This is a genomic window from Shewanella sp. 10N.286.45.A1 (assembly GCF_041470405.1).
Classification (GTDB): domain Bacteria; phylum Pseudomonadota; class Gammaproteobacteria; order Enterobacterales; family Shewanellaceae; genus Shewanella.
In genome coordinates this window covers 1-13,661 of the sequence record NZ_JBFRMK010000124.1, presented here as the reverse complement: position 1 = coordinate 13,661, position 13,661 = coordinate 1, and the positions used below count along the sequence as shown (strand labels likewise).

The 13,661-nt window shown below is 43.7% G+C and carries 11 protein-coding genes; 9 read left to right on the top strand and 2 right to left on the bottom strand.

Annotated features, from left to right (window positions below; genetic code table 11):
• Positions 1–308: 308 nt before the first annotated feature.
• From AB4238_RS10460 to AB4238_RS10450, 3 genes are read left to right on the top strand one after another with little or no spacing between them, the layout of a single operon-like run.
• Entirely contained in the window at positions 309–1,052 is a 744-nt protein-coding gene (locus tag AB4238_RS10460) for a (Fe-S)-binding protein (RefSeq protein WP_371994870.1), read from the top strand.
• An 8-nt stretch (positions 1,053–1,060) separates the two neighbouring features.
• The gene (locus AB4238_RS10455; protein WP_372033403.1) at positions 1,061–2,434 is read left to right on the top strand and encodes a lactate utilization protein B; all 1,374 of its coding nucleotides are present in this window, start codon (positions 1,061–1,063) and stop codon (positions 2,432–2,434) included.
• A 4-nt stretch (positions 2,435–2,438) separates the two neighbouring features.
• Positions 2,439–3,008, top strand: coding sequence for a lactate utilization protein C (locus AB4238_RS10450; RefSeq protein WP_372033402.1), 570 nt, complete (start codon positions 2,439–2,441; stop codon positions 3,006–3,008).
• A 92-nt stretch (positions 3,009–3,100) separates the two neighbouring features.
• Here AB4238_RS10450 and AB4238_RS10445 read toward each other — a convergent pair whose 3' ends face one another.
• Entirely contained in the window at positions 3,101–4,213 is a 1,113-nt protein-coding gene (locus AB4238_RS10445) for a TonB family protein (RefSeq protein ID WP_408019747.1), read from the bottom strand.
• Between the two features lie 167 nt (positions 4,214–4,380).
• Entirely contained in the window at positions 4,381–5,457 is a 1,077-nt protein-coding gene (locus AB4238_RS10440; RefSeq protein ID WP_372033400.1) for a GTP-binding protein, read from the bottom strand.
• Positions 5,458–5,664: 207 nt separating this feature from the next.
• Here AB4238_RS10440 and AB4238_RS10435 point away from each other — a divergent pair, with 207 nt between their 5' ends.
• The 6 genes from AB4238_RS10435 to AB4238_RS10410 all read left to right on the top strand — a co-directional run.
• Positions 5,665–8,022 (top strand): AAA family ATPase, encoded by a 2,358-nt coding sequence (locus tag AB4238_RS10435; protein ID WP_372033404.1) that lies wholly within the window; start codon positions 5,665–5,667, stop codon positions 8,020–8,022.
• Positions 8,023–8,919 (top strand): mechanosensitive ion channel family protein, encoded by an 897-nt coding sequence (locus AB4238_RS10430; protein WP_372033399.1) that lies wholly within the window; start codon positions 8,023–8,025, stop codon positions 8,917–8,919.
• A gap of 607 nt (positions 8,920–9,526) precedes the next feature.
• Entirely contained in the window at positions 9,527–10,063 is a 537-nt protein-coding gene (sigZ, locus tag AB4238_RS10425; RefSeq protein ID WP_372033398.1) for an RNA polymerase sigma factor SigZ, read from the top strand.
• A gap of 185 nt (positions 10,064–10,248) precedes the next feature.
• Positions 10,249–11,709 (top strand): glutathione synthase, encoded by a 1,461-nt coding sequence (locus AB4238_RS10420; RefSeq protein ID WP_372033397.1) that lies wholly within the window; start codon positions 10,249–10,251, stop codon positions 11,707–11,709.
• A 112-nt stretch (positions 11,710–11,821) separates the two neighbouring features.
• Entirely contained in the window at positions 11,822–12,991 is a 1,170-nt protein-coding gene (locus tag AB4238_RS10415; RefSeq protein ID WP_372033396.1) for a MalY/PatB family protein, read from the top strand.
• Positions 12,992–13,275: 284 nt separating this feature from the next.
• The coding region (locus AB4238_RS10410) for an outer membrane beta-barrel protein (protein ID WP_372033395.1) at positions 13,276–13,661 on the top strand (386 nt) is incomplete at its 3' end.

The following is a 13,661-nucleotide window of genomic DNA, read 5'->3' as shown; positions in this document are numbered from 1 at the left end:
AAAACAACCGTGAAAGATCCACAGCCCCTAGCTTCCTGCCTTAGCCACTTTTAAAAAACACCTATACAAGCTTTAGAGTATTAACTCAATATACTCATACTAAACAGTCACCTAGCTTGTTTTCATTTTTGCAAAAGTCCCCTATTTTATTTGCTAAATTAGCACTACTTTTTATAAGGTTATGCGCTTATATTAATCGGGTGAGGAAATCTAAAGCGAATATCGAGCTAAATTAAAGTCCGCTTGTTGCAGGCTTTTTGCGGCTCTTAAATCGCATAATAATGTCTGCAAATAGAAGAGAAAGCACAATGAAGATAGCACTTTTCATTCCGTGTCTAGTGAACCAAATGGTTCCCGAAGTTGGGATCGCGACACTTGAATTACTAGAAAAACTCGGTCATCAAGTCATACTGCCCGCTGGCCAAACCTGCTGCGGCCAACCAATGACAAACTCAGGCTGTTTTAACGAAGCCAAAAAAACCACATTAAAACTGCTCAATGCCTTCAAAGGTGTAGAGTGTGATGCCATCGTATGCCCAGCTGCTTCTTGCTTAGTAGCCGCGAAAGAGAACTTTCACGAATTCGATGACAGCCCTGAAGCCCAAGCTGTTATCGCCAAGCTTTATGAGTTAACTGAGTTTTTGCACGATGTCGCGCCTATACCAGCCTTTAGCAAACCCTTCCCCCATAAAATTAGCTTACAGATGAGCTGTCATGGTATTCGCATGCTGGACTTGGCAACACCAAGTGAACAGATGGGACCACGCATGAACAAGTTTGAAGCGGTGCTTGCTGCGATACCTGAAATTGACATTGTTTACCCCGATAGACGTGATGAGTGTTGCGGTTTCGGGGGGACATTTGCGGTCGATGAAGGCGCTGTTTCTGCCAAAATGGGCAAAGATAAAGCTCAAGCTCATGCGGCAACGGGCGCTAAATACGCCGTTGGCTTCGACCCCTCTTGCCTACTGCATATTGACGGTATGGTAAGACGCCAGAAATTACCGATTGAGACGCGCCACATTGCGCAGATCATCAATGCAGCGCTTTAGGAGCAGACATGTCGACTTCAAAATCTAACGTTCATGCCCATAAAGCGGAAATCTTTTGTAAAGATGAATCTCGGGTCGATTGGCATTCTAAAGCTCTTTGGATGCTGCGTGAAAAGCGAGATAGAGCTGCAGGCAGCTTGCCTGAGTGGGAGCAGTTACGCCACATTGGCTCTGAAATGAAGCTGCATACTCTGACGAATTTAACGCAATATTTAGAAGAGTTTGAACAAAATTGTATTGCCAACAATATCAAGGTCCACTGGGCAAAAGATGGTGCAGAGCACAACCAGATAGTGCATCAAATATTAGCTAAGCACCAAGTCAAAAAGGTGGTTAAGTCTAAATCGATGCTCACCGAAGAGTGCCACATGAATCCTTATTTGGAAGACCGTGGTATTGAAGTCATCGACACCGATTTGGGTGAGCGCATTATTCAACTCGCAAAAATGCCGCCATCACATATTGTGGTGCCCGCTATCCATATGAAGAAAGAGGAAGTGGGCGACCTTTTCCACGAAAAGCTCGGTACCGATGCAGGAGCTTCCGATCCTCTTTACCTAACCCGTGCCGCGCGCAGTCATCTACGTGAACAGTTTTTGTCTGCCGATGCAGCAATGACAGGCGTTAACATGGCGGTTGCCGATACAGGTGCTGTCGTGGTTTGTACTAACGAAGGTAATGCCGATATGGGCGCTAACTTACCTAAGTTACAACTGCACTCAATGGGCATAGATAAAGTCGTACCGGATCTTGATAGCGCAGCAGTGCTGCTGCGAACGCTAGCAAGAAATGCCACAGGTCAACCGATCACCACTTATAGCTCTTTCTACCGCGGTCCACAGGAAGGCGGAGAGATGCATGTCATTATTGTCGATAATGGCCGCACCGAGATGCTTAAAGATAAGATTTTAGCTGAATCGCTGAAGTGTATTCGCTGCGGTGGCTGTCTAAATACCTGCCCGGTTTACCGTCGATCTGGTGGTTATAGCTATAACTACACTATACCTGGCCCGATTGGTATTGCTGTCGGCGCGCAAAATGATGATACCAATTCTATACCTTGGGCATGTACATTATGCGGCAGTTGCTCCTATGTATGTCCAACTAAAGTGCCGCTAGACAAGATTATTCACCACCATAGAAGACTAAAAGCTGAAGCTGGAAAACTGCCTTATGGAAAATCGAGTTACATGCCATTAGTCGGAAAATTTATGGCCAGTGAAACAGCACTTAACTGTTCAATGGGCATCGCCCGTACAGCACTAAAAATACTACCAGGTAGTGTGCTTAAACCATTCTCTGGTGCTTGGGGTAAATATCGCGAGTTACCAGTGGCACCAAACTCAAGCTTTGAAGCTTGGTTTAAGAAAAATAGAGGTTAAAAACATGTCGAGCAAACAGGAAATATTCAATGCACTTAAAAGTGCCGCGATTGCCCCGCAAGCGATGCCATGTATTGATATCGCGCCTCGCATCGACGACTTAGTCGGTCAATTTGAAACAAGCTTAAATACTGTTGCAGGTACGCTACACCGTGATGGCGGCTTAGCAGGGCTGCAAGCAACAGTGGATGAGCATATAGCAAAAGGGATGCAGATTATCTCTATGGTTGACGGCATTAATGGCAACCGTACTGTGAGCGACACTGCCCATGAGCTTAAAGATATCGACTACGCTGTAATCCCTGGTGATTTAGGCGTTGCTGAAAATGGTGCTATCTGGGTTAACAATAAAAGTCTTGGCCATAGAGTCACGCCTTTTATCTGTGAGAACTTATTGCTGGTCATTGAAGCCAATAGTATTGTTGCTAATATGCATCAAGCGGCAAAGCTGATGACTTTAGCACCAGGTGAATTTGGTACTTTTATCGCAGGCCCTTCTAAAACTGCTGATATTGAGCAAGCGCTAGTCGTTGGTGCTCACGGCGCATGTAGCCTGAACGTCTATCTGACCTAGGTATTTATACCCATTCAAGCAGGCTATTGCCAATAAAAATGAGGTGCTCTTATCGAGTCACCTCGTTTTCTTATTTGTCTATATCAACGAGATTACTGTATCGTGTAATCGAGCTGAACTCTCGACTTTGCAGCGACCGCTTTACCATCAACAAACTTAGGTGCATAGCGCCATTTCTTTAATGCCTCAAGCGATGTCTTGTTAAAAGCAGAGCCACCTTTTGAATCTATAATTACCGGATCGACGACAAAGCCCATTTCATCAACCGTAAAACTTATCTGGGTCGAACCTTCCTTTCTTCGTTTAACATATGAGATCGGGTAATCGGGAGCCACTCGATATAGCGGAGTTTGCTCCTGCTCCGGACTCCAAGGCTGCATGCTACCGATGGCAATACAATGCTGAGTAGATTTATCACTCTCGCCTTGTAGCTCGTAGAGCTCCACCAATTTCGCGTGTGCTGCCAGTTCATAAGGGTGGTCAAAATCCAGCGCTTCAAATTGCTCAATCACATACAACAAGGCTGTTTCTGCTTTATCGTAATGCTTCTCAGCATATTCAATCGAACCGACTGTATAAGCCGCTAATACTCGTTTCATTGAATTTTCAGGCAGTAACTGCTGATAAGTTTGATAAGCATCAAGCATATAATCACGTACTTTGCGGGTGTAATACTGGCTATTAGAGAGCATTTCGAAATAGGCTTTTTGCGTATCGGCCAGCAGCATTGGATTTTCAGAGTCTTCTGCAATGTCTAATGCGTCACTCAAGTATTCTCGGGCATCTTTTTTACTACTGGAATCTGCCAAGCCCATTAATGGATCGATTAACTCAACCGCGTCATCACCATATTCTTTTTTATAGTTATCCAGTGCGACTTTATAAAGTGCAAAAGCTTGCTCTTTTAGGGCATCTGCTTTCGCTTTATTTTCTTCAGTATAGGTATTAGCCGGCATATTTTGAATTGATGCATCGCCAGCATTAAGCGCTAACATGGCAACATCGAGACTATCGGCGGCAAATTTTTGTTTGCCGAGTTGATAAGCTTGCAGCGCGTATTGCTCAATATCGGCATTGTTTTTTGCCACTACTGCGGCTTTGTAAGCCTTGTAGGCGTCACTAAACTCAGAGGCTGATAGCGGGCTAGCCATTAACATTGAGATAGACAATGCTACAACTAAGATAGCTTTGGGGAATAACTTCATTTTTAACATCCTGTTTTATAAACTCATATTGGAAATTTAAGCCCGGCATGCAGGCCTGCTATTTCGCAATAACAACGATTCCTTTTGACACTTTACTTTTTTACGACTTGCTTATACAACTTTAACTGATGAAATACTGAATGAATTTCTGTTCATGTTCAAAAATATCACGATAAACCAAGTCTTTTACTTGCAGCGAGTAATGCTGACTCAACCTGCTCTCGATTGAGAGGCGACATAGACAACAGCTCTATTCTTGAGTCCATCGCATCATCAAGCTCAACAATTGATAACTCAGACTCGACACCATTAAATCCAGCAATACCTTCATCAGTTATCATCACAGCTTTCAAACGGACAACATCAAGACCTTTTACCAGTTCAAGCAGCTTATCAAAATCAAATTCGTAACTGACATCGAATACCCAACCACAACTGTAAAAACCGTCGGCTTGTTTGGTCTTACATACTAACCCATGCTCATCAAATTCAAGTTGTTGCACACTGGTATCCTGTGAAAACAGCGGACTGTAGTTTAAATCTAAAAGGCGTGCTTTAGGTTGAATAGTCACTGCTTGCACCGCTGGGGCATTTGTCGCAGCGGACAACTTATGAGGTAAGTTGATTGACGCTACAATCGCAGGCATTAACGCTTCATTTTGGGTATAACTCCAAGGCTCAACGGTCATGGCTTGCCCCTTTTCTGAAGTGTTATCTTTAAGATATTGCTGCAGCTCAGCAATAAGCTTTTGGTCATAAGTATCGGCTTTACTGGCTAACACAAGATCTGCCACCTGCAGCTGCTGGTTAAATATCTCATGCTGGGTATAGCGGCAATCACTGAGCTTTCGAGCATCAACTAGAGTGATACATGACTTCATTGATAACACTTGTTGATAGTGGGCTTGGGTCAACACCTTTAGCACTTCTTGTGGATGGCCTAGTCCTGTGGGCTCAATAAGTAAACGGTCAGGTTTGGCCTTGGCAATCAACTGATTAATTGCCACCTGCATGGGTAGACCTGCAGCGCAGCACATACAGCCACCAGCCACCTCTTTTATCTGTATTTGATCCGTTTCATTGCCTAACAGACCGGCATCAATACCAATCTCACCAAATTCATTAACCAATACCGCCCATACTTCATCTGCAGGCTTTTGACTTAATAATGTTTTAATGAATGATGTTTTACCGACACCGAGAAAACCGGTGATGACGTTGGTAGGTATTATTTTTTGGATCATTATGACTGCTCTTTGGCGCAAGGTGTTCGAGATTCTAAGCGGGAATAGCGGTCAATGTCACGACTGATATGATAAACAAAGCTCCAAATACCTATATCTCTGTTGCGGCACAGGGGGCTTCGATGAGAAACACCTGCAAAATTTGCAGCTTATGCTAGGTTTTATAGGTAACAAATCAGAAACTTGCCGATGGAGTATGATATTTTGATGCAACCAAAACAGTTCATACTCTGGCTGGCATTTGCTACATCGTTACTGCTGTCCGCTCACCTTTTCGCTAATTGGACAGCTTTTGATACACCAGAACTGACCAAACAGAGTCAATCAATAGCACAACGAACCAAAGCGTTGCCAGAACTTCACTTGGCAGCATCGCGAGACCAAAATATCGCAGCCAATATATTGCTGGACACCTTTTCCCAGCAGCAATCTCATGCCAAATCACTACATCAGCAGCTGCAACAGTTTAGAAAATCCAAGTCTGATATAGATTGGCGCAACATAGAGAAAACCAAGCTATCACTGGATAGTCTGAGCCAAAGCAAAGCACATCTATTAGCTTATGTATCCCCTAGTGTTAATGAGCGCTTTACGGGGTTTGGTCCCGATGGGGTCAGGCAGCTTTTATTAGAGGTTGAAGTCACTGAAGCCATCATCAATTATCAACTCGTATTTCAGCTGCGAAGTATCGCGACATTCATAGCTGATCTTAAAGTCTCCCCTTTTCCACTTTTGGTACTTATTTTTAAGCTAGCTCTAATCGCAATGCTGCTGTCCTGGTGGCTAAAACATGCACCGACACTCATCGCGACTCAACTTGAGAACACTAAATGTAAACCGCTAACTCACGAGCCCATCAGCCACTCTTTTTGGCGCTATCTTTATAAAATACAAGCGCCACTAGCCTGGTTTATTACCCTTTCAGTGATGCTCAACACCTTAGTGAACTTGCCAGGCCTTGATAGTATCAATTATCTCAGCGTAGTGATTAATTGGAGCTTCGCCGCCGTCATTGTTATTCGGTTAATCACCGAGTTTGCGGCACACCATAGCCATTACAATAATCAGTCTGAGATTGTTGAGCTAAGAGTGCGCACAGTAAAGCATTGGGTATGGACGATTGTGATTGCCGCAATCGTACTCAAAGCCACGGCGATGAGTGTTTATCAAGGAACGATATATGCTTGGGTTAAAACACTCATACTACTTGTATTACTGCTTCTACTAATAAAAACATTAAGAGATTGGCGCAGCATCATTTTTAAGCAACTGGGTCAATTTGATGAACAACCAGCCTACGTCGCATGGGCTATATCAAAGCGCAACACTCTATTTTTAGCGCCAATAGCAACGTTCATTGGTGTATACCGCCTGTTCTCGCAACGGCTATTCCAAGCAGTTTTTAACAAGCTTTCAAAATACGAAAATTTTAAGCACGCACTAGCCTATTTTTTTAGAGTTGAAGTCGCCAAGCAAAGTAAAGCAGACAAAGAAAACGCGAATATGGTGCGGATTAAGGGCGATAGAACTTATCAATTTGTTGCTCCCGGTCATGCAGACAGCGAATTAATAGAAGACTATGCCAGCAATGAGCTCAATGAAATTGCTCGTTATGTGTTAGCGCCCTCGCCCGCAATGGCACTGATTTACAGCGAACGCGGCCTCGGGCTAACCACGCTGTTAAAGCGAGTCATCTATAGAGCGGATTCCAATAGTGCTATTTACATTAATTGCCCTCACGCTGGGTACAGTGCACTGCTAGCACAGATTAACAGTGCGGTAGGCTTACCTGATGATGCCGATGAAACAGAGTTAATTAAACTGCTGCGTAATACCGACAATCGCTATATTTTTTGTGTCGATGATTGCCAGCGCATCATTAGCCCTAAAGTCGGCGGATTAAATAACTTGATGAAGCTATCAAAGCTACTACGCCGAGGTCGCAATCAACATGGCATGTTGCTTGGTATTGAGCAGTCTGCTTGGCGCTTTGTTGACCGCGCTCGCGGTGAGCGCTTGCTGTTTGATAAAGTCATTGCAATGCCACGCTGGAATGAGACCCAAATTGCCGCCTTACTCAGTAGTCGCATTGCTAGCGATGGCGACAATGTATTGAGTTTTGCAGGTTTAAAGCTACCTAAGCAATGGGATGAACAGGAACTGTCTGAGATAGAGCGTGCTGAACAGGGATTTTACCGTATTTTATGGGACTACTCCGACGGCAACCCTAGCGTTGCATTGCGTTTCTTCAGGCAGTCACTTCATCAAGATAAAACCACTGGTGAAGTGTTTGTGCGGATCTTCAAGGCGCCAGATGCCAAAGAGCTTGAAAGTATGCCCAAACCTATGCTGGCTGTTCTTCGAGCCATCGTACAGCTAGAAGTTGCCTCAGCAGAGGAGCTAGCGGCTTGTACCCAATTAGGTTTTGCAGAGGTACTTAATACCCTGCGTTATTTTCAAAACCGTGGTTTTATAGAATTGATTGACGACAAAGCAAAAATTTCTTCGCATTGGTTTAGGTACATCACCAATACCTTGCATAACCAACATTTATTGGTGAAGTAAATGAAAATAAAATCATACGCATCACTATTGCTACTGGCGTTATTCTTGAGCTTTCAAGCGCAGGCCGAAGCGCTATCGCCTAACCTAGATAGTCTTACCGAAATTGCCAGCCTTATCCGCTGGAGCGGTGTATTTATATCAATGTTAGTCCTGTTTATTGCCTGGTTAATGCTGAAATTCACCCAGAACATCGTTGATTCAATTAGTAGCCAATTTGCACAACGGCGAATGCTAGCGCAAAAACTCCAATCTTTCTTTCAATTTTTTGTCTATATGACGGCAGGGATTTCAGTATTTATGCTCAGCTTTAGAGTCGATGACAGAGTACTGACGTTAATAGGAGGAACGCTGGCAGTATCGGTTGGCTTTGCCATGAAAGACCTTGCGGCTTCCTTTATTGCCGGCTTAACAGTCATGATAGACAGGCCATTTCAAGTCGGTGACAGAGTCACCTTTGAGGGGCATTATGGTGACATTATCGCTATCGGCTTACGTTCAGTCCGTATGTGCACCTTAACTGACGACATTATCACTATCCCCAACAGTAAATTTTTAAGTGATGTAGTGGTCAGTGGCAATTACGGCGCTCTAGATATGCAAGTGGTGATCCCCTTTTATGTCGCGCTTGATCAAGACTTGACTCTGGCGACCGATATTATCCGAGAAGCTGCAGCCTCAAGCCGCTATATTCATCTACCAAAGCCAATCGTGGTGTTAGTGAAACAGGACATTAGCGACAGCTACTTTGCCATTAAACTCACCTTAAAAGCCTACGTGTTAGATATAAAATACGAGAAGCTATTTGAAACAGATATCACCCTTAAAGTCATGCAGGAGTTTAAAAAGCAGCAAATCTGCCCGCCCGCAATCATGCAAAGCACTAGACTCACTCGTTAAGTGATTAACCAGCAAGTCTAGCGTCGAAAAAGCACTAGTCGATAAAGTGCTGGTCAATATAAGCGCACCAGTGTTCAGAATCTGCAGCAGGCAATGATTCATCACCTCTGACTCCGAGCTTAAACTCCACCACAGAGCGCCACTCCAGAGAACCTAGATCAGGCCATGACCTTGACCATCACCGCTGGCTATTTGTCTATCCACTTTTTCAAACCATGCTTGGCTGCATGGGCTTTCAATCGTCTCAGGGCCCGATGGTTTCTTTTCTAACTAGCCATCAGTGCATGCAACAGTTAAAACACATAGTATCGCGGCTAAAATTCTTGTACTAAAACACCTAATTTTCATTGGAAATTACCTATTATCAATTGCAGGTAGTCGTTCAATATTCTCTCCCTTATAAAAATTAAACAAGCTTTAAGCAATTGCATTAAAATATAAACACACACATTCTCTCCATCAAAATCAATTAACCGGCAACAATGTATTGCAATTTACGACGGTAAATAAGTATTTATCCAAATGAAAATTTATTAAAAATTTGCATCTTTTTAGCGATAAGCACGTCATAGTTAAAATGTAATATTGATTATAAGGCGCAGTTTCTATGGTATCAGAATGGCAAAATCACAAGGCGCAGCTTCGCAGCTACGTTAGTAAACGTATTGACGACCCTGATGCGGTGGACGATATCCTGCAAGAGGTGTACATCAAAGCCAGTAGCAACCTGCACCAACTAAAATCTAAAGGTAGCCTTAAGGGCTGGCTTTATCGCATCGCATATAACACCATTATGGATTTTTATCGAGCGCGCCAACCCCACGAAATGCTGCCAGAGGAACTTGCGATTGAAGAGGACGATGTAAGCACGCAGGCACATAAAGAGTTGGCCCAATGTTTACGGCCACTGATTAATGAATTACCAGAAAAGTATGCCATCCCTCTGCGCATGGCCGAGCTTGAAGGAGTATCACAACAAGCTATTGCCGATGAGTTAGGGTTATCGCTTTCTGGCGCGAAAAGCCGAGTGCAAAGAAGCCGAGTTAAATTTAGAGAGCAGATGATGACTTGCTGTGACTTTGAAATCGGTCAGCAAGGTATTATCGATTACGTGCCGAAAAAGCCTATATCTCGCAAATGTTAATCCTCGATCGTTAGCGCTATTGCCACCATTTAGATATTTATTATCAATTTTTGCATCCTTTCAGTTATTCCAACGTCTTAGTTAAGCCGTGTGCGAATTAGTGCACCACTTAAGCCTGCTTGCATCAAGCAGTTTTCTCAAAATAGTAGTTATAACGATTAGCCTTAAAGATAGGATCAGTCATCATGCACAATAACGCCGCTTCCTTGTTAACAAACCAAGTCATTGCAGAGGCCACCGAGTGGGCCATTATGCATGGCGTTGCTTTTCGGCAAGCAAATAATAGCGCTAGCCATTGTCCTTTTAGTATTGCGCCAATGACTATAGAGCGAAAAATATTTGAGCAGCTAGTAAAGGTGACACCTATTATCAGCAAACTGATTAATAATGTATCCGAAGATCATGATTTTCTGCAGACATCACTGCAAGACGTCGCTAAAGCAGACCCATTTTTCAAGCGCCTGCTAGCGCTGCATCAACAAGCTCATGGTGACATTGACGCTCGAATCCAACCAGCTCGCAAACCGCTGCTATTAATGCGCACTGACTTTATGGATGATCGTAAGCTTGGTGCTAAGGTTATCGAGTTTAACGGTATCGCAGCAGGGATGGCACCTTTTGGCCAACGCGCAACCGAGTTTCACCGCTACATGAACAATCAATGGCCAGAGACTTATCATGACTGGATTGAAAACAAGCGTGCTACTCCCGCTGAAAACCATGGGCTTGAACAACTTGCCTTTGGCATCACACAAGCAGCAACCAAAGTTAAAGCTCAATTTGAAGAGTCAGATAAGCCTACTTTTTTAATGGTGGTTCAAGAGAATGAAGACAATGTTTATGATCAGCACCTGCTCGAAATTGAACTACAAAGGCTGGGGCTACGCACTATTAGGCGTACTTTCAAACAGTTAAGTTCACAGCTTTCAAGTGGCAAAAAACAACGCTTATTATTACAAGGAGTGGGCGCTATTGACGTAGTGTATTTGCGTGCTGGCTATCAGTACTCAGACTACCATGCTCCCAAGCTCGATGAGGCAGTTTGCTGCCAAACCTTAAGCCAAACAAGACTATTTATAGAACAACACCATGTCGCAGTTAACGCGACTTTCAGCCAACAGCTCGCTACCAGCAAAACCATGCAGATGTTACTCAGTCAAACGCCTATAGAGGAGTACGCACGTTGGGGGCTTAGTCTCGCCGAAGCGAGATCCGTAAAACAGGTATTTGCTGAGATGAAACCTATTCACGCTGACAATATAACTTGGTTTAACCATCAAGCTATCAAACAAGATTGGGTGCTAAAAAACCAAGGTGAAGGCGGTGGTCACTGTATATTTGGTGATGATATTAGTGAAAAGCTAGCGTTACTGGCTCCTGAAGAGTATGACGCATGGGCGCTAATGCGGCGTTTATATCCCCATGAACGTGAGCGGCCAGCGTTAGCTATTCGGAATGGTAAGCAACTGCAAGTAGATAATCTCATTAGTGAAATTGGTTTATTCAGCGCCTATTTCGACTCCAAACCAGTGACGCAATTGAATGGTTACGCAGGATATTTGATCCGCAGTAAACCCGCCAGTGAAAATGAAGGCGGCGTTCACAGTGGCCAAGGCATTCTAGACTCTCTCTCGCTGATTGAATGACTTTAGAAACTACACGCGTAAATTGATTACGACTGATAAATCATATTTATTTGCGTCTTTTCTAATGCTGCTACGTCTTACTATTATAAATTTTAATATTCGGAGAGAATAGATGTTCCAAGTTAAACCCAAACAAACTGAAATCAGTGATAAATTTATCAAACGCGATAGTCATATGCTTAAGCAAGTCTACGGTACCGAGGATGTAACCCCTTATTGGATTGCAGATATGGATTTCCCTATCGCCTCCCCCATTAGTCATGCGATGCAGCAATTGGTCAGCCGAGAAACTTACTCATATGAGTTCGATTCAAAAACGGTGTTCAATGCCATTGCCGACTGGAACCAAGAGCGCCACGGTCTCAATTTAAACCCTGAGTACTTTGTTCAAGTGCCTGGTGTATTAAGTGCAATCGCCATGTTGATCCGCGACTTTACCACTGAAGGCGATGGTGTACTCATTCAAACACCGGTCTACCACCAGTTCCGTCGTTTAATTGAATCAGCAGGCCGTAAAGCAGTCAATAACACGCTGCAGATTGAAAATGATCGTTACGTCATCGATTTTGAAGATTTTGAACAGCAGCTAAAAAGCGGTGTAGTCAAAATGGTGCTACTTTGTAACCCGCATAACCCAGTAGGTCGCGTATGGACCAAGACTGAGCTGCAACAATTAGTTGCTATCGCCAAGAAATACCAAACCATCATTATCAGTGATGAAGTCCATGCCGACATCATTTTCGAAGGCTCTACTTTCACCAGCATGGCGTCTCTAGATTACGATAACAGTCTGACGATTATTGGATCACCAGCGAAAAACTTCGGCCTAAATAGTATCTCTAATGGTTACATCTACAGCGATAACACGGCATTACGTGAAAAAATCAAAGCGACCTCAACATCAATGTCACTTGACCACGGAAATGCTTTTACAACCTACGCCACGATTGCTGCTTATCAGCAGGGCAAAGAGTGGTTTGATTCTTTCCTAAGCTATACCCAGCATACCCGAGATTGGATTGTCGCGTTTATGGCGCAACAGCTGCCTCAGGTAAAAACCTTCGTCCCAGAAGGTACAAATCAAATCTGGTTTGATTTTACCGGGCTAGGGCTGACTCCGACGCAGCTAAAGGCGCTATTAACAGAGCAGGCGCAGATGGCATTAACCCCGGGAACTTGGTTTGGAGAAGCGGATGAAAACTTCTATCGAATGAACTTTGCATCGCCTTTAGAGCAAGTTCAAACATCCCTGAAGCAGCTTGAATTGGCTGTTAATAATTAGGCTATAAAAGTCCCCGAAAACAGCGCAGCTTGCCTCGGTACGCTGCGCAGATATAAAAATAAGCCTCCATACAGTGAATATAAGATGAGGTGCTGCAGTCGGTATTGTTATCCAAAACGCCGTATCAATGACTCAAGAGCTAGTCCCTTATCCCCCACCAATTTGCAATTATCAAGTTGTTTACTATCCTCAATTTGTGCTCATACAGTATCGATATCAAGAGTACAACATACACGCGCTAGTCTATTCGCTAAGGATAGTAATTAAAGTAATCAAAGGAATGAATGATGAAATATATCACTTTGCTAATATTGAGTTTGACGTTTACCTTAGCTTGTACTTCAGTACAGGCTAAAGATGAAGGCTTATACTTTGGAGCTTCAGTCGGTTCTGCCAGCATAGAGCAGTCAGGCAGTGATGCTGACCTCGGCGATTTCGATTTCAATGAAAATGATTTTGCTTGGAAGCTCTTCGGCGGTTATCAATTTTCAGGCTTACTCGCTATTGAAGCGGGCTATGTTGATTTAGGTTCTCCGTCTGACTCCAGAGCCAGCGTTGATCCTTATGGCTTAGATGTCTTTGCCGTTGCAGGTATTCCACTCGGGCCGGTAAGAGTATTTGGCAAATTAGGAGGGATCTATTGGGATGCTGATTTATACCAATTGCATTA

Coding starts and splice junctions, on each gene's coding strand:
- AB4238_RS10460 (WP_371994870.1), top strand. CDS start 309: ATGAAGATAGCACTTTTCATTCCGTGTCTAGTGAACCAAATGGTTCCC.
- AB4238_RS10455 (WP_372033403.1), top strand. CDS start 1,061: ATGTCGACTTCAAAATCTAACGTTCATGCCCATAAAGCGGAAATCTTT.
- AB4238_RS10450 (WP_372033402.1), top strand. CDS start 2,439: ATGTCGAGCAAACAGGAAATATTCAATGCACTTAAAAGTGCCGCGATT.
- AB4238_RS10445 (WP_408019747.1), bottom strand. CDS start 4,213: ATGAAGTTATTCCCCAAAGCTATCTTAGTTGTAGCATTGTCTATCTCA.
- AB4238_RS10440 (WP_372033400.1), bottom strand. CDS start 5,457: ATGATCCAAAAAATAATACCTACCAACGTCATCACCGGTTTTCTCGGT.
- AB4238_RS10435 (WP_372033404.1), top strand. CDS start 5,665: ATGCAACCAAAACAGTTCATACTCTGGCTGGCATTTGCTACATCGTTA.
- AB4238_RS10430 (WP_372033399.1), top strand. CDS start 8,023: ATGAAAATAAAATCATACGCATCACTATTGCTACTGGCGTTATTCTTG.
- sigZ (WP_372033398.1), top strand. CDS start 9,527: ATGGTATCAGAATGGCAAAATCACAAGGCGCAGCTTCGCAGCTACGTT.
- AB4238_RS10420 (WP_372033397.1), top strand. CDS start 10,249: ATGCACAATAACGCCGCTTCCTTGTTAACAAACCAAGTCATTGCAGAG.
- AB4238_RS10415 (WP_372033396.1), top strand. CDS start 11,822: ATGTTCCAAGTTAAACCCAAACAAACTGAAATCAGTGATAAATTTATC.